This is a genomic window from Egibacter rhizosphaerae (genome assembly GCF_004322855.1).
GTDB classification, from domain to species: Bacteria; Actinomycetota; Nitriliruptoria; order Euzebyales; family Egibacteraceae; genus Egibacter; species Egibacter rhizosphaerae.
In genome coordinates this window covers 3854145-3876815 of sequence record NZ_CP036402.1, presented here as the reverse complement: position 1 = coordinate 3876815, position 22671 = coordinate 3854145, and the positions used below count along the sequence as shown (strand labels likewise).

Genomic DNA, 22671 nt, shown 5'->3' with positions numbered 1-22671 from the left:
GACTGCTAGAGGCGATCGCCTTCGGCGATCCGCGCAACACGGCCGCCCTGCTAGAGGCGATCGCCTTCGGCGATCGGCGCAACACGGCCGCCCTGCTAGAGGCGATCGCCTTCGGCGATCGGCGCAACACGGCCGCCTTGAAGCGGCCCATTCACGGCATGAAGGCGCGGATGCCGACCTCGAAGAGCTCCTCCATCCGGTCCATGACGCCGCCCATCACCTCGGGGAACAGCATGATCGAGGTCGACACCAGCACCAACGCGACCAGCAGCTTGGCGGGGAGGCCGAGCAGGAAGACATTGGTCTGCGGGCTGAAGCGCGAGGCGAGCCCCATCGTGATCTCGACCAGGAACAGCGCGGCCGCCACCGGCAGGATGAGCTCAGCCGCACCGAGCATCATCGCTTCCAGCGTCTGCACCGCGGTCTCGGTGATGAGGCCCGCATTCAGCGAGATCTCGCCGTGCACCGGGATCACTTCGAACGTGAAGCCGAGACCGCGCACCAGGAGTTCGAGACCGCCCGCCACCGCGAACAGCGCGATCGCCGTCATGTTGAACAACCGCGTGTACATGCCGGCGCGCTCCTCCATCGCCTGGTCGAAGAGCACGGCGGCGAACAGGCCGGACAGGACGTCGAGGAACGCGGCGCTCGTGAAGAAGATCTGGAAGATGATGCTCGTGAGCCATCCCAGCGCGACCCCGATGCCGGCGTTGACGACCGCCGCACCGAAGAGCCCGACGAGGCTGAGCGCCCCCTCGTAGGGCTCGGCCAGCAACAGGCCCACCGCGAGTCCCATGGCCATGCGGCCGGAGATCGGCATGAGCATGCCCATGGGCATCGAGACCAGCGCGAATGCGGTGACCCGCGTCATCGCGAGTACGAGACCCGCCGACTGGGCGGGGTCGAGCGCGATCTGCAGGGTCTCCATCGAGGACGCTGTCCGCGACTAAGTCAACGACGGGATGTCGGTCCAGAGCTGGGTCACCCAGTTGACCAATTCGCGGATCATCCACGAGCCCAACAGCACGATCACCAGCGCCACGCCGATGAGCTTGGGCACGAAGGTGAGCGTCATCTCCTGGATCTGTGTGACCGTCTGGATGAGCGAGACGACCACGCCCACGCCGAGCGCGACCGCCAGCAGCGGCCCGGCCAGCACCAGCCCGATGCGCAGCGCACCGGTCACGATCTCGAGCACCTGCGCGTCGGTCATCGGGCATCTCCCCCCACGGCTTCGTCGAACATCGGACACACGTCCCCGGTGGGTCGCCAAACGCTCATGTCACGACCCCGTTGACGGAGTTGACGAGCGACCCGACCAACAGCACCCAGCCGTCGACGAGGATGAAGAGCAGCAGCTTGATGGGCAGCGAGATGAACACCGGCGGCAGCATGACCATGCCGAGGGACATCAGGGTCGCGGCGACCACCAGGTCGATGATCAGGAACGGCACGAAGATCACGAACCCGATGATGAAGGCGGTGCGCAGCTCGCTGACCACGAAGGCCGGCACGATCGTCGTCGGGCCGAGTTCCTCGGGCGAGTCCGGCGGCTCCTCACCGGAGAGCTCGACGAACAGCTCCAGATCGGACTCCTCGACCTGGTCGAGCATGAAGCCGCGCAACGGCTCGAAACCCGCCTCGAAGGCCTCCTGCTGTCCCATCTCACCCTCGAGGAGCGGCTGGATCGCCTCCTCGTTGATCTCGGTGAAGATCGGCCCCATCACGAACAACGACAGGAACAGGGCGAGCCCGACCAGCACCTGCGCGGGCGGCACCGTCTGCACGGCGAGCGCCTGCTTCGTCAGCCCCAACACGATGATGAAGCGCGTAAACGTCGTCATGAGGAGCAGCAGCCCCGGCGCGACCGACCCGAGAGTCAGCAGCAGGATGATGACGACCGTGCGGCTCAGCGCGGGATCCTCGGACTCGACCCCGAAGATGATGTCGGGAACGTCGGGCACGACGGCTTCGTCCAGGTCGGTGTCCGGCGGCTCCTCGTCCGGGGTGGTCGGGATCGGCGGCTCGGACGGCTCCGGTTGCTCGGGCTGCGGCTGCGCGAAACCGGGGGCGGCCAGCACCGCGACCAGGCCGGCCGCGATCAGCACGACGAGGGCCAGGCGCCACAGGGCCCGGCCGGCACCCGGGGGGGTGCGCGCAGCTACGGGCTCAGGGACGACTCGCACGGATCGGCCTCTCCACGTGGGTGCGGACCGTCATCGCCCGCAACCGGTCGACGAGCCCTTGCGGCTCACCGTCCGTGCGGGAGATCGGCGTTCCAGCGCCCATCCGTGGGCGATCCGATCCGAGGTGACCCGCGAGCAGGTCACCAAGGGGTTGGCGGCGCGTCGCGCCGTCGGGGCGACCCGCGTCCTGCGGGTCGAGGGTCGGGTCAAGAGGGGGGTGGCTTCCGGCCACCCGGGAGTCCGGGGCGCCCGAGGTCGACATCGGGGAACCGTGCGCACCGAGCAGTGTCGAGAGGTCGTCGGCGGTCGCTCCGGGTGCTGCGAGCACCGCCGGGGAGTCCGGTGCCTTCGGCGCCTCCTGCGCCGCTGCATCAACGGTCTCCTGGCCCTCCAGCTCGGCGAGCAGCGACACCCCGTGCTCGCTGGCGCCGACGAGGAACCGACGAGAGCCGAGCTCGACCACGGCGACGCTCGCACCCCGCGTGAGCCCAGTGCGCGCGAGCACCTTGATGCCCGCGCCCGCCTGCACGGCTCCCCGTCGCGCCCACCGACGCAGCAGCAGCAGCGCACCGACGATCAACGCGAGCGACGGCAGCAGTCGGCTCGCGACCTCGACCGCCTCGGTCATTGAGGGCCGCCCCCGACCAGCTCGGTGATGCGCACGCCGAGCTCGTCGTCGACGACGACGACGTCTCCACGCGCGACGACGCTGCCGTTGACGAGCACGTCCACGGGCGCTCCCGCGGCACGGTCCAGCTCGAGGACGCTGCCCTCGCTGAGCTGCAGCAGATCGCGCACGCGCATGCGAACACGACCGAGCTCCACGGTCACCTCGAGGTTCACGTCCGCGAGCATGGCGGTGTCGCGACGCTGACCGGCATTCGTGCCAGCCCCGAGGTCGGGATACTCGGCCGGGGCCACGTCCGTCTGCTCCGCACTCATGCTTGCTCCTGCTCGTCGTCGCTGCGGTCGGTGCGTCGCTCGCGGCGAGCGCGCCGGCGGGCACGCGCGGCCTCGCGGTCCTCATCGCTCCCGGACCCGTCGGCGGCCTCGTCCCGTTCCGTGCCCGCCGATCCACGGCGGCGCGCGGGGCGCTCGCCGGTCTCGGTCGAGCCATCCCCGTTGCGCCGCGCCGCCTCCAGCGGCGCGCCGTCGGGCCCCGATCCGGTCGACGCGGTCTCGTCCGTGCCCTGTCCGTGGGTCTCGCGCATCCCTGGCTTGGCACCAGCCGCGTCACGATCGGCAGCGGCACCCATCGCCGGGTCGGAGGCGCCGGCATTCAGCGCCAGCTGCTCGCCGGACAAGGGCATGCGCGGCGGGGTCCATTCGCTGACCTGAAACGCGAGCCGACGCCCGCGCTTGCCGAGGTGGCCGAGCAGGACCTCGGCATCACCGGCGAGGCCTCGCGCCGGCTGCCCCAACCGATGGTCGAGGCGCAGGACGTCCCCCACGGCGAGCCGTTCGAGGTCGCCCGCGGGCACCATCGAGTCGGTGAGGCGCACCGACAGGTCGACATCGACGTCGTCGAGCCGCCCGAGCAGCAACGCACGGCTCGCGGCGGGATCGGACTCGAACGCGCCCGGTCCCCCCATCGTCTGGCGTGAGAGCTCCTCGAGGATCGGCTTCAGCGTGAGCGCCGGATAGCACACCGAGAGCAGGCCCTCGGTGTCGATCCCCTGGGAGATGGACACGCGGAACGAGAGGACGAACACCATGTCGCTGGGCGCGGCGATCTGCACGTGCTGGGGGTTGTAGTCCAGCGAGAACAGCTCGGCCGAGTCGGTCACCTCCGACAGGGCGACCGTCAACGCGGACGTCGCTCCGTCGAGCAGGTCGCGCACGAGCGCGCCCTCGAGGTCGGTCGGCCGACGCTGCAACTCCGTGCGCCCGTCGGACAATGCACCCTGGCCACCGAGGAGCCGGTCGACCATCATCAGCGCGAGCTGGGTGTTGACCTCCAGGAGCGCCCCGCCCGGCAGCGGCGGCAGGCCCACCGCCCCCAGCACGTTCGGGTACGGCATCGAGCGGATGTAGTCGTCGTAGGGCACCTGGTCCACGGCCAGCGGGTCGACCGACACGATCGCGCGCAGCGCGCTGCCCCACGCGGTGGCGAGCCGTCGCGTGAACAGCTCGTGAGCCACCTCGAGGCTGCGGGCGTCCTCACGGCTGATGAGGCTCGGCCGCCGAAAATCGTAGGGGGCGACCCCTTCGGGCTCGGCCTGCTCGGACGCGCGGGAGGCGTCCCCGAGATCTGCCAGCACGACCTGCGGACCTCCGGTCGGTTAGATGAAAGCGTGCGTTCCACACCTCCTTCTCGACCGGAGGTCGCCGAGCTATAGCAACTCGGACCTACTGAATGATCAGCTCGGTCAACGCGACCCGAACGACCTCCCCCTCGTCGTAGATCTCGTGGGCCCGGTCGGTGAGACGGTCCCGCAGCTGCGCGACCCCCTCCTCGCTGGTCAGCTCCTCGGGGGTCATCGCGGCGAGCTCGTCGAGCGCGGCGTCCTGCATCAGCGGGAACCGTCCCTCGACCTCGGCCGCCTCGCGCCCCTCCTCGAGCACGAGGGCGATGCCCACCCGCGCGAACCGCAGGTCCCCGCCGGCGAGGTTCGCGGTCATCTCGGCGACCTCGACGACCTCGCCCTCCTCGGGCTCCTCGGACTCCTCGGACTCCTCCGCCGCGGCCTCGTCATCGCCCGAACGCAGCACGGTCCAGTAGGCCGCAGCGCCGGTCACCGCGAGCACCAGCAACACGACGAGCACGATCCGCAGGATCCGTCTCGCTCGGCTCGGTCCACCCTGCTCCGGCCCCTCGTCGGGCTCCTGCGCCTGCTGTTGGCGCATCTCCTGGACCGTCCTGGCCATTGTCGTCTCCCCCTCCTTGGTGTCGTCCCACCGCCGCCGACCCTGGCAGCGGCCCGGGCCCTCGGGCCCGTTAGTCCGCGCTCTGCGCGACGACGAGAATGTCGACGCGGCGGTTCAGTGCCTGGTTCTCCTCGCTGTCGTTCGGCACGCGCGGCCGGTGCTCGCCGTAACCGGCGGCCCCGAGTCGCTCCTCGCCGATCTCGTAGTCCTCGAAGAGGACCGAGAGCACCGCGACCGCACGGTCGGTCGAGAGGTTCCAGTTCGAGTAGTCCGTGCGCGCGATCAGCTGATCGTCGGTGTGTCCTTCGACGAGCACGTCGTTCGGGGCGCCCTCCAGCGGCGTGGCGATCGCGTCGATCACCTCGAGACCCTCGTCCTTGATGTCGGTGGACAGGACGTCGAAGAGCACGTCGTCGGCCGAGATGGACATGACGAGCCCCCGTTCGGTGAGCCGGAAGTCCGCGACGTCCGGGTACCCGGCCTCGGCGAGCGACTCCTCGACGATCTGCCGGACCTCGCGCAGCTGATCGAGATCGCGGTCCACCTCGGCCTGGCTGGCGGCCTGTTCGGCGTCGATCTCGTCGACGCCCTCGTCCTCGTTCTCCTCGCCGCCCTCGAGGTCCTCCTCCTCGTCCTCGTCGGCGTCCCCCTCGGAGGGGTCGACCGGGAGGTTCTCGGTGATGCGGATCGCCTCCTCCAGCGGGTCGCTGGGCGCATCGACGTCGCCGACGATCGAGTCGCCCGCGTCGAGGACCCCCTCGCTGGTGGCGGGATTGCCGAAGGGCACCTCCAGGCCGCGGATGAACGCTTCGAACTCGATGACGTCGATCTCGCTCATCGCGTAGAGGATCACGAAGAAGGCGAGCAGCAGCGTCATCGCGTCCGCGTAGGTCTGCAGCCAGCGGTTGCCGTCCCCGACCCGCTGGCGCCGCTGCCTCGGGGTCGTCCGAGGAGACATCAGGCGGCCTCCTCCGCCGCGGCAGTGCGCGCCGGCCGGTTCGCGCGCTCCTGGTAGCCGATCCGCCGCTCGGGCGGCAGGTAGGTCTCGAGGCGCTCGACGAGCAACCGCGGACTGATGCCCCCTTGCAGCGCGATGATGCCGTCCAGGGCGGCCTCGCGGGTGCGGATCTCCGCTTCGCTGAGCCGCTGCAGCCGGGTCGCGAACGGGATGAACACGACGTTGGCGAGCATCACGCCGTAGAGGGTGGTGAGCAGCGCGAGGGCCATGCCCACCCCGAGCTGCTCGGGGTTCGTGAGGTTCTGGAGCATGTTGATCAGGCCGATGACCGTGCCGACCATCCCGAACGTCGGCGCGTAGCCACCGAGCGCCTGGAAGAAGCCGATGTTCGCCGTGTGCCGTTGCTCGACCGCCGAGATGTCGATCTCCACCATCTCGCGGACGGCCTCGGCGTCGAGCCCGTCCACGACCAGCTGCAGCGCTTGCCGGATGCTGGGGTCCTCGACCTCGTCGAGGCGGGCCTCCAGGGCGAGCATCCCCTCGCGCCGCGCGACGTCGGCCATCGCCGCCAGCTGTGTGACGGTCGCGTCGAGGTCGGAGGGCTGCTGCTTGAGTCCCGACTTCATGATCGTCGGGATCTTGCGGAGCTCGGTCGGACGGTAGGCCATCACGCCAGCGCCCAGCGTGGCGAAGAACACCAGCACGAAGCTCGACATCGACAGCAGCACCGACAGCGCGTTGCCGTCGATCACCATGGCGATCCCGATCGCGACGAAGATCAGCGCGATACCGCCGATGAAGAGAGCCATTGCGCTACGCCTCGTCGCCCGTAAGCACGGTCAGATTGCGGGTCGTGCGAGCAGCAGGGGTCCCGCGGTGCTCGTCAGCGGCCCGCAGCACGGCGGCGCGGAACGCGATGACGGCCTCGACGACCTCATCGGGGGTCTCGCGGACGTGTGCCGAGCGGCCGTCGACGAGCCGGACGATCGTGTCCGGCGCGGACTCGACCATTGCGATCAGATCCGCGTTGATGACGAAGGGCTCGCCCTTCAGGCGATGCACGACGATCACGCGGCACCTCCCTGTGCGCGCTGGGACATTCCCTGTCACGGTCCGTGTCGGCGATGGCGACTGTGAGTTAACGATCGGAGGTCTCACGGGCCTTGCCAGCGGCGCTCGCATGAGCGCGTCCCCCGCCCGGAGGACGGGGGACGCGCGCGCCGGACCGCGGTCGGGCTCCGCCCGGAGTCAGCGCTTGAGGTTCACGAGCTCCTGGAGCAGCTCGTCGCTGGTGGTGATGGTCCGCGAGTTCGCCTGGAACCCGCGCTGGGCGGTGATGAGCTTGGTGAACTCGTCGGCGAGGTCGACGTTGCCCATCTCGAGCACCCCGCCCTCGAGCGCTCCGCGGCCGTCCTCGCCCGGAGCGCCGACCGCCATGTCGCCCTCGGCGCCGGTCGGGCGGAACAGCGAGCCCCCGTCGCGCTCGAGCCCCCCGGGGTTGGTGAAGTCCGCGGTGGCGATGGTGCCGATGATCTCCTCGTCCCCGTCGCCGTCGCGACCCGAGATGACCCCGTTGCGCTGCACGGAGACGTCCCGCAGCTCACTGAGGGTATCCGGGTCGATCGTGATGGCTTCCAGGTCTTCGCCGTCGATGTCGCCCTCGCCGCTGGCCCCCATGACGGTGTTGCCGTTGCGGTCGACGAGGTTGCCGGCCCCGTCGAAGTCGAAGATGCCGGCGCGGGTGTACGCCTCGCCCTCGTCGGTGTCGACGACGAAGAAGCCCTCGCCGTCGATCGCGACGTCGGTGGCCCGGCCGGTCATCTCGAACGAGCCCTGCCCGAAGTTCGTGTCGACCGACGCCAGGTTCGCCCCGAGGCCGATCTGCAGCGGGTTCACCCCGCCCTCTCCGCCGCCGTCGAGCTCCTCGCCCGTGGTCGCGCCGCGCTGGGTCTGGTACAGGGCATCCTGGAACGTCGCGCGCTCGGACTTGAACCCGTGCGTGTTGACGTTCGAGATGTTGTTGCCGACGACGTCCATCATCTCCTGGTGACTGCGCAGGCCGCTGACGCCGGCGAACATCGAGCGAAGCATGGTGCTCCCTTTCCTTTGAGCCTTCTGGGCAGGTGGTCGGGTGGATCCGGTGGGTCAGGTCGTGCAGGTCGGTCGGGTCGAGCGGGTCGTGGGTGGGGCGGCTCACGCGTCGAGCGGCTCGTCGGCCTCGTCGGACTCGTCGGACTCGACGACGTCATCGCCCTCGGGGTCCGCGACGTCATCGCCCTCCTCGGGCTCCTCGGGCGGCTCCGCCGGCGGCGGCGTCGCGTCGACCGCTCGGACCTCCATCACGTACTGCAACGGCACTTCGCCGTCGGCCATCCGCAGCATCGGTCCCTGATCGGTGTAACGGACGGCTTCGACCATCCCGGTGACCGTCCCCTCGCCCGGGATCTCGGCGGTCACGTCGTGGCCGATCATGTCGTTGGCCATCTGCGTCTGGCCCATGCCCAGCAACTGCTGCTGGGACTCGGTCACCTTCTGCAGCGCCTCGACCTGCGTGAACATCGCGGTCTGCTGGAGCATCTGGGTGTGGTCGGCGGGCTCCATCGGGTCCTGGTAGCGCATCTGCGCGACGAGGAGCTGCAGGAATGCCTCGTCGTCGAGATCGCCCAGCGAGTTGGAGGAGGCGTTCTGGCCCGCTCCACCCGGCCCGGCGGCACCTCCCGCGGTGATTCCGGCGGCCGCGCCTCCGGTGGGGTCGATTGGCATGAGCATGCTCCTCGTGTTCGTGTGGTCGGTCTGGTTGATTCGGGTCGGTGAAGCGCGTTAGAGGCGCACGCCGGTCGGTTGGGTGCGCCATTGCCCAGCGGTCCGTGCCGGCCTGTTCGCCGGCCGGCGGTCGTCCCGGGCGTCCTCGGGATCACGGGGATCGGCCCCGTCGCCGTCCCGCGCGCCGGCCCGGCCCCCGGAGCCGTCGAGGTCACCGCTGTCGAGGTCGAGCCCTCGCGCCGCCAACGCCTCCTGCAGCTGCCGCCACCAGAGGTCACTGGCCGTCTGGCCTTCGCCGATCACGGCAACCCGGACGGCGTTCTCGCCCCGCATCGAGACGGTCAGGCGCATGTCGCCGACCTCGACGGTCATCCGACGAGGGGGGCCGCGATCCTCGAGCTGCTCGGCGATCTCCGCGACCCTGGCCGCGAGGCTGCTGGGTTCGGCCCGTGCGGCGGAGCTCGCCCGGGTCGCCGACTCCGTTCCGCCCCCGGCCGCGCGCAGGTCCGTCGCGAACTGTCCGGCGCGGGACGTGTCGCCGCGGTTGCCCTCGACCCGCTCGGTCGCTCCGCGATTGCCGTCGACCTGGCCGCCCTCGGCCCGCGACCCCGACGCCCGGCGGGCGGTCGACAGGCGTGCTGCCCGCTCCTCGGCCTGCTCGCCCTCACCCTCGGCGTCTGACTGGGCCGAGGCGCCGCCCCTCGCAGCGTCGGCCGCGCGTCCCTCGCGTGCGTCGGTGTCGCCGCGTGCACGGTCACTTTCGGCCTCACTGCGGTCGCCGCCGCCACGTCGCGATTCCTCGCCTCGGCCCGGACGCGACAGTTGCTCGCCGTCCTCGTCCTCGGCGTCAGCGTTGTCGGTCTGGTTGTCGGCCCCGCCACTGCGCTCCGACCCGGCACCTCGGCGGGCACCGTCGGCGGCGCCGCGCTCGCCGTCGGCCTCATCGCCGCCGCGCTCGCCGTTCCGTGTCGCCAGGGCCGAGGCCCGGGCGAGCAGGTCCTGCACCGATGACGCGTCGCCGTCCCGCAGCAGGGCCACGACCTCGTCGCGCTCCCCGTCGGCCAGGGCTCGGCGCAGCGCGTCGACATCGACGCCGAGCTCCGCCAGTACGTCGCGGAGCTCCTGCTGCTCGGCCAGGGCGTCCGCGAGCGCCGCGAGATCCTCGGGCTCGAGCAGCTCGGCGGCCGACCCGCCGTGCGAGGCCTCGAGCGCAGCGAGCAGCGCGGCGGCCTCCTCGGGGTCCAACGCCTCGCCGAGCGCGTCGAGCGCCGCGCGCAAGTCGTCGACGTCGACGGCGTCGCCCAGCGCCTCGATCAGCGCGTCGAGGTCGGCGTCGCCATCAGCATCGGCCTCCTCCTGAGCACCGGCGATCGACAACGCGAGCGGCCGCAGGCCCAGGGCGACGAGCCCGAGACCCTCTCCACCCGTCTCGCCCTCGCCCGACTCGTCCTCGCGCTCGTCGCGCGCGTCGCCAAGCACGTCGTCGAGGAGCGACTCGAAGTCGTCGCTCGACCGGTCAGCGGCCGGCACGGAGGTCCGGGGACCCGATGGCACGCTTGCTGCGGGGATCGGCATCATCGACATCACCTATAGCTGCGCATAGCGGTCGGTCACCGTGCGGACGTAGTTCTGGGTCTCGGTGATGTTGGGGATCCCACCGGCCTGCTGGACGCGGTGAGGGCCGGCGTTGTAGGCGGCGAGCGCCTCCTCGACCGAGCCGAAGCGGTCGAGCTGTTCGCGCAGGTACTGAGCACCTCCGCGCAGGTTGTCGACCGGGTCGCGCGGATCGACGCCGAGCGCGTCGGCCGTCCCGGGCATGAGTTGGGCGAGCCCGATCGCGCCGGCGTGGCTGACGGCATCCGCCCGGAATCCGGATTCGGCCTCGACCAGCGCTGCGAGCAGACGGTCGTCGATACCGGCCTCCGCCGCGGCCGCCGAGATCTCCGGAGCCCACTCCCGCGCGCTCTCCCCGAAGGCCGAGACCCAGGTCGGCTGGCCCCCCTCGGCACCGGCGAGGCCTGAACGGACGCGCTCGAGCAGGACATCGGCCGCGCCGGACCCGCCCAGGGACGGGGCCGTCGGTCCCTGACCCAGGATGGGGGCGTCGGGATCGAGCCACGCGGGCAGGCCCGCACTGTGCACCATCTGGGCTCCCGGGCCGGCGTCCGCCAGCGTGACCCCGCGTGGGCCGTTGCGGTTGCTCGACCCGGCGCCGTCGACCGAGCGCCCGGCCACCGCCACGTCACCGTCGCCCGAGCGCCCGGCCACCGCCACGTCACCGTCGCCCGAGCGCCCGGCCATCGCCACGTCACCGTCGCCCGAGCGCCCCGCCACCGTCAGCTCGTCGTCGCCCCGCTGGCCGTCCCCGCCAGCATCCGCGCCATCGCCCGCGACATCACCCTCGGCGCCGGCTTCGGCGGCCTCGGCGCGCTCGACCTCACCGGCCCGCTCGGCCTCGAGCGCGGCCTCGAACGCCGCCCCGAACGCGGCGGGCGCCACGAAGCGCTCCTTGATGGCGCTCATCCGAGCGTTGACGTCGGAGACCCCACCCGACGACATGCCCGGCATCCCCCCGGGGGGCGTGGGCATGCCCCCGGCCAGACCGATTCCCGAGATCACCGGCGTCCCTCCTGCTCGTCACGCACGCGGCGAGCGAGCGCGAGTTCGTCGAGCGCCCGGGCCGCCGCTCGGGCGGCCTCCTGCGCGGCTTCCTCTTCCTTGCGCTCGGCGGCGCGTTCGACGCTCTTGTGCGCCGTCGACGCGTACGACCATGCGCGGGCGACCTCGATGCGTCGCTGCTCCGCGAGCTCCTCGCTCGCGAGCGCGTCCCGCACGAGCTCGTGCGCGCCGAGCCCCTGTAGCTGCAGCGCGCGCAGCCGGTCGGCAGTCAGCTCGGGCGGGGGCAGGGGGCGGTCCCGGTAGATCGCCTCGGCGCGGCGACGGGCCTCCGCCTGGCGCTCGACCTCGGACTGCTCCTGGACCAGGCGTGCCAGCGCCCGGCGCTCCAGCAGCGCTCGGACCCGCTCGACGGTACGTAGCCGGCTCATGCCGTCCGTCCTTGCTCAGGCTCGGCGGGTGCCGTGAAGCGGGCGGCGAGCTCCGCCAGCAGCGCCCACGTGTCGTCGTACGGGGCGGGCTCGTGGATCCCCTGGCGCAGGAAGTCCACGAGGTCCGGCTCGATGGCGAGCCCGCGGTCGGCACGCGGGTTGCTGCCGGGCTGGTACGCACCGACCTCGACGAGGTCGCGGACCTCGGCGGCGGCCGCGAGCGCGGCGCGCGCGTTCGTCGCCGCCTCGTGCTGCTCGGCGGTGCGCACGGCGTCCGCGAGGCGCGAGAGGCTCGCGAGCGGGTCGACCGCCGGATAGCGGCCCCGCTGGGCCAGCGCGCGGTCCAGGACGACGTGGCCGTCCAGGATCGAGCGGGCGGCGTCGGCGATCGGGTCGTTGTGGTCGTCGCCGTCGACCAGCACCGTGTAGAAGCCGGTCACGGTGCCGTGGCGGCGCGGCCCGGCGCGTTCCAGCAGCCGCGGCAGCATCGTGAAGACCGACGGCGTGTAACCGCGGGCGGTCGGCGGCTCGCCGGCGGCCAGTCCCACCTCGCGCTGGGCGGTCGCCAACCGGGTGAGGCTGTCGAGGCAGAGGAGCACGTCCGCACCATCGTCGGCGAACGACTCGGCGATGCGCGTCGCGATCTGGCTCGCACGCAGCCGCAACAGGGGTGCCTCGTCGCTGGTCGACACGACGACCACCGAGCGGGCGAGCCCGTCCGGGCCGAGCTCGTCCTCGACAAACTCGCGGACCTCACGCCCGCGCTCCCCCACGAGCGCGACGACGTTGCGGTCGGCGGACGTGCCGCGGACCATCATCGAGAGCAGGGTCGACTTCCCGACACCCGAGCCCGCGAACACGCCGACCCGTTGCCCGCGGCCGACGGTGCAGAGCGCGTCGAGCACCCGCACCCCGGTCGGGAGCGGCTCGTCGATGCGCTGCCGCTCCAGCGGCGACGGGGGCGACGCCTGCAGCGGCACCTGCGCCAGCGAACCCCCCTGCGCCAGCGAACCCTCCCGCGCCAGCGAACCCTCCCGCGCCAGCGAACCCCCCTGCGTCAGTGGGCCCTTGCCGTCGATCGGACGGCCGAGACCGTCGATGACCCGTCCGAGCAGCGCGTCGCCGACCGGCGCGGTCGCTGCGGCGTTGCCGGCGCTCACGCGGTCCCCGCGCGCGAGGCCCTCGGGGTCGCCGAGCACGAGCGCCCGCGCGCCCTCGCTCGCCAGCGCGACCACCTCGGCCTCGCGGTCACCGCCCGCCGAGTGCACGGTGACGGCGTCACCGACGGCCAGGCGCAGGCCGCGCAGCTCGACCTCGTGGCCGGCGACGCGTGCGACCGCCCCGCTGACGTGGTAGCCGGGCTCGGCCGGGGTCAGCAGCGAGCTCACGGGGCCTCCTCCGGTTCTGGCGAGGCCTGGTCGGTCCCGGTCGGGGCCTCCACCGGAGCTGGCGAGGCCTCGTCGGCGGCGGTGTGGGCATCTTGGCTGCCCGCAGCCTGCGGTTCCGTCCGCACCGCGGAAGCAGCCGCGAGGGTGTGGCCATCTGCGGCGGCTGAGTCCTGCGGTTGTGTCCACACCGGCGGTGACGCGGGATCCGATGGGCGTTCCGGGGACGCCTGCACCGTCTCTCCGGCGAGCTCCGCCACGTCCGGGGGCCCGTCGAGCCCGAGGGCCTCGCACACCAGCGCCCACCCCGCCTCACGGGTCAGCTCGGCCCGGGCCCAGCGGCCCGCGAACACGGCCTCGCCCAGCCCGAGCGACCGGTCCTCCACCACCTCGACGGACTCGCCCACGAGCCCGTCGCGCAGCGTTGCCGCGTCGTCGGGGTGCGCCCGCAGACTGATCGGCCGATCGTCCAGCCGCTCCAGCGCCTGCCGGCAGCGGACCAACAGGCCCTGCCCACCGTCGTGCGGTTCGTGACCGAGCACGAGCGCGGCGATCCGCGCGGCGAGCTCGGCGTCAGCGGCAGCCTGCTGCCGGCGCAGTTCGCCGACCTCGGCGAGCGCGCCCTCCACCGCCGCCTCGACGGCCCGGGCGGCCCGACCGGTGGCCTTCTGCGCGGCCTCGGTGGCCTCCTCGACCGCGGCGCGCCGCCCGGCGGCCTCGCCACGCGCGTACGCGTCGTCGACCGCCTCCTCGATCAGTTCGCGCGTGAGCGCGTCCAGTGAGGGGTCGGGAGCCGCGAGCGACCGCGGCGCGTGGCCGAACGTGGGATCGGCGAGGCGCCTACTCAACGAACTCCCCCTCCCCACGCTGGATCACGATCTGGCCCTCTTCCTCGAGCTGGCGGATCTTCTGCACGATCTCGGTCTGCGCCTCCTCGACCTCCTTGACCCGGACGGGGCCGAGCAGCTCCAGCTCCTCCTCGAGGGTGGCGCGGGCGCGCTCCGAGAGGTTGCGCAGGATCACGTCCTTGACCTCGTCCGCGACGCCCTTCATCGCCACCGCGACCTTCTGCATGTCGACCTGGCGCAGGACCTCCTGCACCGCGCGGTCGTCGAGGGTCGTGACGTCCTCGAAGACGAACATGAGCTGGCGGACCTGCTCGGCGAGCTCGGGGTCGCGCTCCTCGAGGCCGGTGAGGATCGACTGCTCGGTCCCGCGGTCGGACTGGTTGAGCATCCCCGCGAGTTCCTGCACGCCGCCCCGCTCGCTGTCCTGGCGCCGCGCGAAGTCGCCGAGCCGTTGCTTGAGGGTCGCCTCGACCCGCTTGATCACCTCGGGGCTGGTCCGGTCGATCAACGCGACCCGCAGCGCGACCTCACGCTGGGTCTCGCTGTCCAACTCGGCGAGGATGCGCGCGCTGAACTTCGGGGGGAGGTGGCTGGTGACGAGCGCGATCGTCTGCGGGTGCTCGTCGCGCAGCTGCTGCAGGATCTCGTCCGGTGCGTGCTGACGCAGGAAGTAGAACGGGGAGGTCTGCACGGTCGCGAGTACCCGGTCGACGATCTCGTCGCCTCGCTCGCCACGGAACTTCCGCAGCATTTCGCGAGCGTGCGCCTCCCCACCGGACACCAGGTGCCCGTGCGCGAGCGCCTCCGACTGGAACTCCTCGAGGATCGGGCGCAGCTCCGCGGGGCTCAGGTCGCCGAGCGTCGCGACCTCGTAGGCCACCTGCTCGACCTCCTCCTCGGTCATGTGCTGCAGCACCTGGGCCGACACCTCGGGCCCGACCGACAGCAGGACCGCCGCGGCCTTCTGGCTCCGGCTGAACTCGCGCACGGACACGTCGTCCGACCGGCGGGCGAGCGCCGTGGACTGGCTGCGCTGGAGCACGTCGGCGGTCACGCCCGATCACCGCTCTTGTCGGCCAGCCAACCGCGCAGCAGCGTGGCGATCTCCTCGGGCTGGCTCGACACCAGGTCGGTGACCTCCTGCTTGAGGTGGTCGCCCTGCGGGGCCAGTTCCTCGGGCTGCCGGGCGGGCGCGGTCAGCGCCGGCTCGGGCGCAGGCTGCGGTTCCGGCAGCTCGAGCGTCTCGGTCGCCTCGACCTCCTCCACGGTCACCTGGCGGCGCCGCGTCATGAGGAACAAGGCGATCGCGACGATCAGCAGGACCAGGCCGCCGAGGATCTGGGGGACGATGCCGAACAGGTCGACACCCTCCTCTTCGGCGATCTCCTCCTCGGGCTCCTCGATCGGCACCGTGGACACCGCCACCTCGTCGCCGCGCTCGGCGTCGAGGCCCAGGGCCGCGCCCACGAGCTCCTCGACCTCCGCGACCGGCGGCACCTCGGCGCCGGTCAGCGTCCCGTCGTCCATCACGATCGCGACCGAGAGCCCCTCGATCCCTCCGGGCGCGGACTCGGTACGCATGATCTCTCGGTCGACGCCGAACTCGCGCAACTCGTCGGTGCGGTCGTAGTCGCTCTCGCCGCCCTCGGCATCGGGCCCACCATCCACGCCCACCGGCCCGCCCGGGATCAGCCCGGTGCCGGTGAAGACCTCCTCGGAGAGCTGTTCGCGCAGTTCGACCTGGCTCTCGGGGTCGTAGATGTAGGTCTCGGTCTCCTGCTCGTCGAAGTTCATGTCGCTGCGCACGACGACGGAGGCCGGGCTCCCGCCGGTGGCCTGGCTCAGCAGGCCCTCGACCTCGCCGGCGAGCACTTGCTCGAACTCCTGCTGCTGGCGGAGGTTGCGGTTGCCCGCCGACCCGACCCCGCCGGTCTCGCCGGGAGTGTGCAGCACCGCGCCGGTCTGGTCGGCGACGGTGATGTGCTCGAGCTCGAGGCCCTCGACCGCGCTCGCGACCACGTAGGCGACCCCGTCGACCCGGTCGTCGGCCAGCTCCCGGTTCGTCGTCAGCACGACCGAGGCCTCGACCGGGTCCTCCCGCTCGGTGAACACCGAGTCCTCGGGGGTTACCAGGTGCACGTTCGCGTCGTCGATCCCGTCCATCGCGGACAACGTCCGCGACAGCTCGCCCTCGAGCGCCCGCTGGTAGTCCACCTGCTGGCGGAACTCGCTGACCGACAGGCCCTGCTCCTCGAGGACCTCGTAGCCCTCGGGAGAGGTCTGCCCGGCGACGCCCTCGCCCGCGAGGCGCGCCCGCACGTCGTAGAGGTCCTCCCGGGGCACGAGCACCGTCGTGCCGCCGCCCTCCAGCTCGTAGGGGACGCCATCGGCCTCGAGCTGGTCGACGACCTGACCGACCTCGTCGCCCTCGAGTCCCGAGTAGAGGACCGAGTAGTCGGGCGTCGTGACCCACACCCCGAACGCGGCGATCGCGATTCCGAGCACGCCGAGCGCGGCGATGATGCCGATGCGGTGAGCGACCGGCAGCGCCCGGACGAACCCGGTGATGCCTTCGCGGAGCTGTTCCAAGGCTCAGACCTCGCGTGGTGGGGATGGTGGACGCCCGTCGCTAGACGGGGAGCTGCATGATCTCGTGGTAGGCCTCGAGGGCCTTGTTGCGCGTCTGCACGAGCAACTCGGTCCCGATCTCGGACTTGCTCGTCGCGATCATCAGGTCGTGGATCTGGCTGTCGCCGCCGGTCGCGATGTCGGTCGCGACGGCGTCCGCGCCCTGCTCGAGCGCGCTGACCTCCTCGAGGCCCTGCTGGAACATGTCGGCGAAGTCGTTGCCGACGCCCGCGGGCGCGTCCGGCTGCTGGGCCGCGGCCGCAGCGGTGACGCCGGTGGCCTCGCCGGGCGGTGGGATGGGTGGGATCGCGGACACGGGTTCCTCCTGAGGGATTCGGCGAGTCGCCGGCTACTGCTGGCCGATCCGCAACGCGGACTCGTAGGCCTCGCGGGCGGTGTCGATCGTGCGGGCACTGGCCTGGTAGCCGCGCTGGGCCTGCATCATGTCGCTCATCTGGCCCGCCATATCGACCACCGGCTGGGCGACGAAGCCGTCCTCGTCGGCCTGGGGGTGCTGCGGCTCGTAGGTCTCGACCGGGTCACGCTGGTCCTCGATGACACCCGCCAGGTGCACCCCGCTGCCGGTGTCGACGATCTCGTCGGTGAGGCTCTCGGCCACCGCCAACCGCTGGCGGAAGGGCTCCTCCTCGGGACCGCGCACCGTGTTCGTGTTGGCCAGGTTGTGCCCGATCTGGTCCATCCAGTGCTGGCTGAACCCGAGACCGGTGCGGCCGACGTCCATCGCTCCGAAAGTCGCCATCGTGGGCTCCTCTAGCCGTTGATGGCGGTCCGCATGATGCCCGCCTTGTAGTTGTAGGCGTTCACCATCGCGTCCCGCTGGAGGTTGTCCTTCATCATTCCGACCATCTCGTCCTCGAGGCTGGCCGTGTTCCAGGACCCGTCGGGCATCTGTGGCGAGGCCTCGCGGACCGGGTCCGGGGCCGCCTCGGGCGAGCCGCGCTGCAGTGCCGACTGCAGGCTCGACTCGAAGTCGACGCGCTCCGCGCGAAAGCCCGGCGTGTTGATGTTCGACACGTTGTGGGAGCGCACGTCCGCGCGTTCACTGAGGCCCTGCAGCGCGTACTGCGCGGCGCTCATCGCTTCGTCGTGGATCTCCATTGCCGCCTCCGGTCGGGTATCGGGGAACACGAAAAGAGGAGGAGTCGGGCGCGCGTACGTCGCGCGTCCGGGCTCCTCCGTGGCCCCTGAAGTTTCGTCCCTGTATGCGGTTGTCGGTGGCTCGTCGGCGGGTACAGCGAGTAGCTAAGGGATTCTTCGAGATCGGATTCCGCCCGATTTGCCGTGCGGCCCCGGTCGGAACACGAGTCGGGCGGTGACGCCCCGTGAGGAGACCGAGCGGTTCCTCAGGCTCCCTGGCCCTCGTCGGCGGACTGCGCCAGGTACTGCCTGGCGGCGTGCCGCCGCTGACCGAGCTCGTCGAGCTCGCTGCGCGTAGCCTCCATGGAGCGGCGCAGGCGGGTCTGGAGCCGCTCGGAGCGGTCGATCAGTTCTTGCCCGGCCGCGCGCTCCGAGGGCCCGGGCTCGCCCTCGGGGACGGTCATCGGCAGTTCCGCGAGCGCCTCGGCCGCGTCCTCCCACCGTTCGGAGGCCAGGCGGGTCTCGACCTCGTCGAGCACGTCGCGGAACGTCGCGAGAGCCTCGTCCCACGACCCCGGCTGCCGCTCGCTCTGCGGCGTGCGGTCGATCGGCGCGACCGGATCGACCCGGTCCGCCTCGTCGCGGCTAACCTGCTCGAGCCGCATCTAACCCGCCGCGCTCGTGAGCCGTGACGTAGCCGCTTCCCAGGCGTCCCGAAGCTCCTCGATCACGAACGCGATGTCGTCGAGGCTCGACAGGTCCTTCGAGATGTTCGCCTTGATCGCCTCGTCGCGGCACCACTGGTAGAGGGACGCGAGGTTGCTCGCGATCTGCCCGCCCCGCTCGCGGTCGAGCGTGATCGTGAGCTCCATGAGGATGTCCTGGGTCCGCACGAGCTCGCGGTGGATCGTCTCGAGGTCGCCCTCCGGCTCGGCGTTCTGAGCCCGAAGTATCCCCGTGAGGATCCGGTCGTAGAGCATCGTGACGAGCGCCTGGGGACTGGAGGTCTCGACCGCCTGAGTCTGGTAGGGATTCGCGCCGTTGCGGCCCGGGGTACCGGGTGTCTGGGATCCGTACATCGCTGGCAACCTGTCGGCAGGTGGGGCGGTGACCTGAGCGAGCCGTCCTACATCCCCGTTCCACCGCCGCTGTTCATCGCCTGCATGAGGCCCTGCTGTTGCTGCTGCAGGCGCGCGATCGACTGCTCCATGCTCCCGAACTGGCGCATGAGCGTGCGCTCGCGCATCTCGAGGCGGTCCTCGAACCGCAGGATCCGATCCTCGATGCGCTGGATCTGGCCCTCGATGCGGTCGCGGGTGCGCTCGACCTGGCCGCCCCGCCCCTCGTATCCGTCGATCGTCCGGCTGAGGCGCCCGCCGAGTCCGTCCTCGACGTGGATCGCGCCCGCCTCCAGCTGTCCCCCGGCGTCGGCGATCTCGTCAGGGGTGGCCGTCACGGTCACGCGCACCCCTTGGGCTTCCTCGCTTCCCCGGAGCGTGCGGCCGGAGCCGGTCGCCTCCTCCCCGCCGATGGTCCCCTCGACGTCGAGCCCGTCCGTGTACGCGTAGCCGCCGTCGAAGAAGTCCTCGACGTCGCCGGTGAGCTCGAAGTCGCCGGCCGACCCCCAGCGCTCGGAGCGCACCACGAGATCGCCGTCCTCGTCGTGCGCGCGCAGCGTGTCCATGCCCGCCGCCTGCAGGGCCTCGTTGACCGTCTCGCGGGCCTCCTCCAGGCTCGCCCCCGCGGCGACGGTCACGTCGGCGGAGGCCGAACCCCGGGTGATCGTGAAGGTGGCCTCCGCGTCGGGAGATGCGTAGGCGCCGGCGGCCTCGGCCTGGGTCGCCGCCTGGGTCACCTCGACGTCGTAGTCGCCCGCATCGGCCGACGACGTCGCGTAGGCGTTGCCGAGCCCGGTCGCGTCCTCGCTCGCCGCGGCGCTGCGGCTGAGCAACCCGACCGTGCCCTCGAAGTCCTCGTCGAGTCTGTCCCGCAGCGCACCCTCGTCGAACTCGATGTCCCCGTTGCGTGTCAGTTCGATCCCGAGATCGGAGGCGGGCACGACCCCGTCGCCGCCCGGGACCGGGATCCCGCTGCCCACCGCGCTGCGCAGGCGGTTGCTGATCGACCGCAGGGTGGAGTCGCCGGAGAGGACGCCGCGCTCCTCCGCGTCCTCGGCGGTCCGACCGAGCTCGCCGGCCATCTCGAGCATGCCGTTCATGGCCTCGACCATGCCGGCGACGCGGTCGACGACCTCATCGTGGTCCTGCTCGACGTCGATGGTGATCGTCCGGCCCGGGTCCGCCTGGTGCAGGTCGAGCTCCACGCCCTCGATCAGGTCGTCGATGGTGTTCGAGCTGCGCTCGATCGTCACCCCGCCGTACTCGAGGACCGCGTTGTGCGCCTCCTCGGTGCGCTCGAAGCCCGGATCGCCGGCGTCGTCGGCGAACGGGTCGTCGGGCTCGGGCATGCCGACCGGGGTCTCCTCGACGGTGATCTCACCCGCGTCGCCGGTCTCGTGGCTCGTGACGACCAGCCGCATCTCGTCGCCGGCGGTCTGGATGACCGCGGCGTCGACCCCGATGCCCTCGTCGTTGATGAGGTCGGCGAGCTCCCGCATGCTCGTGCCGTCCTCCACGTCGATGTCGTGGGTCTCGCCGCCGACGTTCACCGCGAACGTGCCGGCCTCGAGGATCCCCTCGTCGGGGTTGGTGAACCCGGCGCTCGCGATCTGGCTCTCGGTCGCGAGCTGCTCGACGCTCACGCGGTGCCGGCCCGCCGAGGGGCTCCCGGTGACGCTCGCCTCGAGGACGCCCTCGTCGCTGGAGCTGGCCGCGAACTGTTCCCCCAGCGAGTCGCTCCCGGCGATCGCGTCGATCGCCTCCTCGAGCCCGGAGAGCTTCGCGGCGACCTGCGCCCACGCCTCGTCCTGCTCCTCCTGTTCGGCCCGGTCGGCCTGGAGCCGCTGGATCGGCTGGCGCTCGAGCTCCATGAGCTGGTCGATGACCTGGTTCGTCTCGAAGCCCGAAACGGCTCCGCCGATGCTGAACGCGGGTGACATGTGCGCTCCCTGAGTCGCGGTGCGGACATCTCTTGGACGGCTCGGCCAGCGATGAGCACTGACCCTGGAGGATTCGTCGGCTGCCACGGCGAGCGATCAAGCGACCGCCCGAAAGGCGTGGGACCCCCGCACGAGGCGGGGGTCCCACGGTGACTCGGATGAACCGAACGGCCTCTTACTGCAGGAGCGAGAGGACCGACTGCGGCACCTGGTTGGCCTGCGCGAGCATCGCGGTGCCCGACTGCTGCAGGACCTGGTGACGGGTGAAGTCCACCATCTCCGAGGCCATGTCCGCGTCGCGGATCCGCGACTCGGACGCCTGCAGGTTCTCGGTGGTGACCGAGAGGTTCGCGATGGTGTGATCCAGACGGTTCTGGCGCGCACCGAGTTCGGACCGCTGCGCGGACACGTCGCCGATAGCGTCATCCAGCGCGGCGATTGCCGCACCGGCGTTCTCGGCCACATCCAGGTCGTCGACGCCGAGCGTGGAAGCGTCCATCTGGCCGATGCTGAGCGTGAGATTCTCACCCTCGTTGGCGCCGACCTGGAGCAGTGCCTCCTCGCCCTGCTCCCCCCTGACTGTCCCGAAGTCCCCCACCGAGCCGCCGAACTCCACCTCGAAGGTCTGTCCGCTTTCCAGCCCTTCCGCGGTCACGTCCACGACCACGTCACCGTCACTGTTGACTGACGCGGCAGCCGAGAAGGTCACGTCGTTATCCCCGACACCGTTCAACTGATCTTCGATGTTGCCCGCGAGAGTTTCCAGGGCGTCCGTGTCGAGATTCCCATCCCCATCCTCGGGGACGTCGAAGGTCACGCCGGCCTCCTCCACTTCGCCCCCCAGGGAGAGGGTTACTTCGCCGTCCTCCCCGGCAATATTGGTGTCCGCATCAATCGCGTCGCTGGTGCCGGTCACCTCGTCTTGCAGACCGAACGTCCCGTCCAGCAGATTCTGGCCGCTGAACGCGGTGGTCTCCGAGATCCGGTCGATCTCCTCGGCGAGCTGGTCGATCTCGGCCTGGATGGCGTCGCGGGACTCGGTGTCGGTCGTGGCGGTGTTCTCAGCCTGGACCGACAGGTCACGCATGCGCTGCAGCATGTCGTGCACCTCGCTCAGCGCGCCCTCCGCGGTCTGGACGACGCTGATGCCGTCCTGCGAGTTGCGCTGGGCCTGCTGCAGCCCGCCGACCTCGCTGCGCAGCTGCTCGCTGATGGAGAGCCCCGCCGCGTCGTCGGCGGCACGGTTGATCCGGAACCCGCTCGAGAGCTTCTCGAGGGTGCCGGCCATGTCGTTCTGCGTCTGGCTCAGGTTCCGCTGAGCGTTGAACGCCATGATGTTCTGATTGATTTGCATCGGGGTCTACCTCCGTGTTGTCCCCTTGGCGGCGCTCCGGCCCTCGTTCTGGCCGGGACCGGTCGACTTCCGTATCGACAAGACAACCGTCGGCCGGGGGCCGCCACGCCTTAAGGAGCCGGCCGAATTCGATGTCTGCTTCCGGGGAGACGAGGGGAACGAGGGCACGACGACGAGGACGAGGGCGACGCGGACATCCCCTGGTCCAGCGACCACCTCGGCAACGACGAGGAGTTGAACGACTTCGCCGCTGCCTGCGAGGACGGCGAGTGGACGGCGTGTGACCAGCTGTACCTCGATGCCCCGTCCTCATCGCCGTACCAGGAGTACGGCGACACGTGTGCCGGTCGGCAACCCCCGGATTCGGGGACGTGGTGCGAGGACGGGGATTTCTGAGCGGCGCCGAGCCGCGTTCACGAAGAACCGGAACATAAGTTTCAGGGTTTCTGTACACAAGAATATCTGAAATGGTTGCGAA

Annotated in this window: 27 protein-coding genes; 1 reads left to right on the top strand and 26 read right to left on the bottom strand. The window is 71.2% G+C overall.

The features are described from left to right. Window positions 1-151: 151 nt before the first annotated feature. The 26 genes from ER308_RS17855 to ER308_RS17730 all read right to left on the bottom strand — a co-directional run bounded on the left by ER308_RS17855 (window position 152) and on the right by ER308_RS17730 (window position 22193). Window positions 152-928, bottom strand: a complete 777-nt coding sequence (locus ER308_RS17855; RefSeq protein WP_131156243.1) for a flagellar biosynthetic protein FliR — start codon at window positions 926-928, stop codon at window positions 152-154. 18 nt (window positions 929-946) lie between these two features. Further along, window positions 947-1213 carry a flagellar biosynthesis protein FliQ gene (fliQ, locus tag ER308_RS17850; protein ID WP_131156242.1) on the bottom strand — a complete coding sequence of 89 codons (267 nt, stop codon included), beginning with the start codon at window positions 1211-1213 and terminating at the stop codon, window positions 947-949. Window positions 1214-1277: 64 nt separating this feature from the next. Then, window positions 1278-2186, bottom strand: coding sequence for a flagellar type III secretion system pore protein FliP (fliP, locus tag ER308_RS17845; RefSeq protein WP_205745709.1), 909 nt, complete (start codon window positions 2184-2186; stop codon window positions 1278-1280). Continuing rightward, window positions 2170-2814, bottom strand: coding sequence for a flagellar biosynthetic protein FliO (locus ER308_RS17840; protein ID WP_131156241.1), 645 nt, complete (start codon window positions 2812-2814; stop codon window positions 2170-2172). Before ER308_RS17840 ends, fliP begins: the two co-directional genes overlap by 17 nt. Beyond that, window positions 2811-3128 (bottom strand): flagellar motor switch protein FliN, encoded by a 318-nt coding sequence (gene fliN, locus ER308_RS17835; RefSeq protein WP_131156240.1) that lies wholly within the window; start codon window positions 3126-3128, stop codon window positions 2811-2813. Before fliN ends, ER308_RS17840 begins: the two co-directional genes overlap by 4 nt. Then, window positions 3125-4447 carry a flagellar motor switch protein FliM gene (locus tag ER308_RS17830; RefSeq protein WP_131156239.1) on the bottom strand — a complete coding sequence of 441 codons (1323 nt, stop codon included), beginning with the start codon at window positions 4445-4447 and terminating at the stop codon, window positions 3125-3127. The genes fliN and ER308_RS17830 overlap by 4 nt, the downstream gene beginning before the upstream one ends. 88 nt (window positions 4448-4535) lie before the next feature. Beyond that, the gene (locus tag ER308_RS17825; protein WP_131156238.1) at window positions 4536-5054 is read right to left on the bottom strand and encodes a flagellar basal body-associated FliL family protein; all 519 of its coding nucleotides are present in this window, start codon (window positions 5052-5054) and stop codon (window positions 4536-4538) included. A gap of 70 nt (window positions 5055-5124) precedes the next feature. Continuing rightward, window positions 5125-6012 (bottom strand): OmpA/MotB family protein, encoded by an 888-nt coding sequence (locus ER308_RS17820; protein ID WP_131156237.1) that lies wholly within the window; start codon window positions 6010-6012, stop codon window positions 5125-5127. After that, window positions 6012-6821, bottom strand: coding sequence for a motility protein A (locus ER308_RS17815; RefSeq protein WP_131156236.1), 810 nt, complete (start codon window positions 6819-6821; stop codon window positions 6012-6014). The genes ER308_RS17820 and ER308_RS17815 overlap by 1 nt, the downstream gene beginning before the upstream one ends. Before the next feature lie 4 nt (window positions 6822-6825). Next, window positions 6826-7083, bottom strand: a complete 258-nt coding sequence (locus ER308_RS17810) for a flagellar FlbD family protein (protein ID WP_131156235.1) — start codon at window positions 7081-7083, stop codon at window positions 6826-6828. Window positions 7084-7260: 177 nt separating this feature from the next. Then, on the bottom strand, window positions 7261-8091 hold the full coding sequence (flgF, locus tag ER308_RS17805; protein ID WP_205745708.1) for a flagellar basal-body rod protein FlgF: 831 nt from the start codon (window positions 8089-8091) through the stop codon (window positions 7261-7263). A 114-nt stretch (window positions 8092-8205) separates the two neighbouring features. Then, on the bottom strand, window positions 8206-8775 hold the full coding sequence (locus ER308_RS17800; RefSeq protein WP_165492221.1) for a flagellar hook assembly protein FlgD: 570 nt from the start codon (window positions 8773-8775) through the stop codon (window positions 8206-8208). A gap of 57 nt (window positions 8776-8832) precedes the next feature. After that, a complete protein-coding gene (locus tag ER308_RS17795; RefSeq protein ID WP_131156232.1) occupies window positions 8833-10353 on the bottom strand; it encodes a hypothetical protein in 1521 nt (506 codons plus the stop codon). A 9-nt stretch (window positions 10354-10362) separates the two neighbouring features. Continuing rightward, on the bottom strand, window positions 10363-11394 hold the full coding sequence (locus ER308_RS22125; protein WP_205745707.1) for a lytic transglycosylase domain-containing protein: 1032 nt from the start codon (window positions 11392-11394) through the stop codon (window positions 10363-10365). Continuing rightward, window positions 11391-11822 carry a hypothetical protein gene (locus tag ER308_RS17785; protein ID WP_131156231.1) on the bottom strand — a complete coding sequence of 144 codons (432 nt, stop codon included), beginning with the start codon at window positions 11820-11822 and terminating at the stop codon, window positions 11391-11393. Before ER308_RS17785 ends, ER308_RS22125 begins: the two co-directional genes overlap by 4 nt. Continuing rightward, complete coding sequence (locus tag ER308_RS17780) at window positions 11819-13210, bottom strand: FliI/YscN family ATPase (protein WP_131156230.1); 1392 nt, start codon at window positions 13208-13210, stop codon at window positions 11819-11821. Before ER308_RS17780 ends, ER308_RS17785 begins: the two co-directional genes overlap by 4 nt. Further along, on the bottom strand, window positions 13207-14055 hold the full coding sequence (locus tag ER308_RS17775) for a FliH/SctL family protein (RefSeq protein ID WP_131156229.1): 849 nt from the start codon (window positions 14053-14055) through the stop codon (window positions 13207-13209). Before ER308_RS17775 ends, ER308_RS17780 begins: the two co-directional genes overlap by 4 nt. Next, window positions 14048-15109 carry a flagellar motor switch protein FliG gene (gene fliG / locus ER308_RS17770; protein WP_131156228.1) on the bottom strand — a complete coding sequence of 354 codons (1062 nt, stop codon included), beginning with the start codon at window positions 15107-15109 and terminating at the stop codon, window positions 14048-14050. The genes ER308_RS17775 and fliG overlap by 8 nt, the downstream gene beginning before the upstream one ends. Continuing rightward, window positions 15106-16644 (bottom strand): flagellar basal-body MS-ring/collar protein FliF, encoded by a 1539-nt coding sequence (fliF, locus tag ER308_RS17765; protein ID WP_131156227.1) that lies wholly within the window; start codon window positions 16642-16644, stop codon window positions 15106-15108. The genes fliG and fliF overlap by 4 nt, the downstream gene beginning before the upstream one ends. A 40-nt stretch (window positions 16645-16684) precedes the next feature. Next, window positions 16685-16999: a flagellar hook-basal body complex protein FliE gene (fliE, locus tag ER308_RS17760; RefSeq protein WP_165492220.1), complete on the bottom strand. Its 315-nt coding sequence runs from the start codon at window positions 16997-16999 to the stop codon at window positions 16685-16687. A 33-nt stretch (window positions 17000-17032) separates the two neighbouring features. Next, on the bottom strand, window positions 17033-17443 hold the full coding sequence (gene flgC / locus ER308_RS17755) for a flagellar basal body rod protein FlgC (protein WP_131156225.1): 411 nt from the start codon (window positions 17441-17443) through the stop codon (window positions 17033-17035). 11 nt (window positions 17444-17454) lie between these two features. Continuing rightward, complete coding sequence (locus ER308_RS17750) at window positions 17455-17802, bottom strand: flagellar basal body rod protein FlgB (protein WP_131156224.1); 348 nt, start codon at window positions 17800-17802, stop codon at window positions 17455-17457. Window positions 17803-18047: 245 nt separating this feature from the next. Continuing rightward, window positions 18048-18446: a hypothetical protein gene (locus ER308_RS17745; RefSeq protein ID WP_131156223.1), complete on the bottom strand. Its 399-nt coding sequence runs from the start codon at window positions 18444-18446 to the stop codon at window positions 18048-18050. Beyond that, window positions 18447-18860: a flagellar export chaperone FliS gene (gene fliS / locus ER308_RS17740; protein ID WP_131156222.1), complete on the bottom strand. Its 414-nt coding sequence runs from the start codon at window positions 18858-18860 to the stop codon at window positions 18447-18449. Between the two features lie 47 nt (window positions 18861-18907). Beyond that, on the bottom strand, window positions 18908-20839 hold the full coding sequence (fliD, locus tag ER308_RS17735; RefSeq protein WP_131156221.1) for a flagellar filament capping protein FliD: 1932 nt from the start codon (window positions 20837-20839) through the stop codon (window positions 18908-18910). A gap of 175 nt (window positions 20840-21014) precedes the next feature. Continuing rightward, entirely contained in the window at window positions 21015-22193 is a 1179-nt protein-coding gene (locus ER308_RS17730) for a flagellin N-terminal helical domain-containing protein (RefSeq protein WP_131156220.1), read from the bottom strand. A gap of 234 nt (window positions 22194-22427) precedes the next feature. On the opposite strand from ER308_RS17730, the gene ER308_RS21815 reads away from it, so the two are divergent. Further along, window positions 22428-22589, top strand: a complete 162-nt coding sequence (locus tag ER308_RS21815; protein WP_165492219.1) for a hypothetical protein — start codon at window positions 22428-22430, stop codon at window positions 22587-22589. Window positions 22590-22671: the final 82 nt, after the last annotated feature.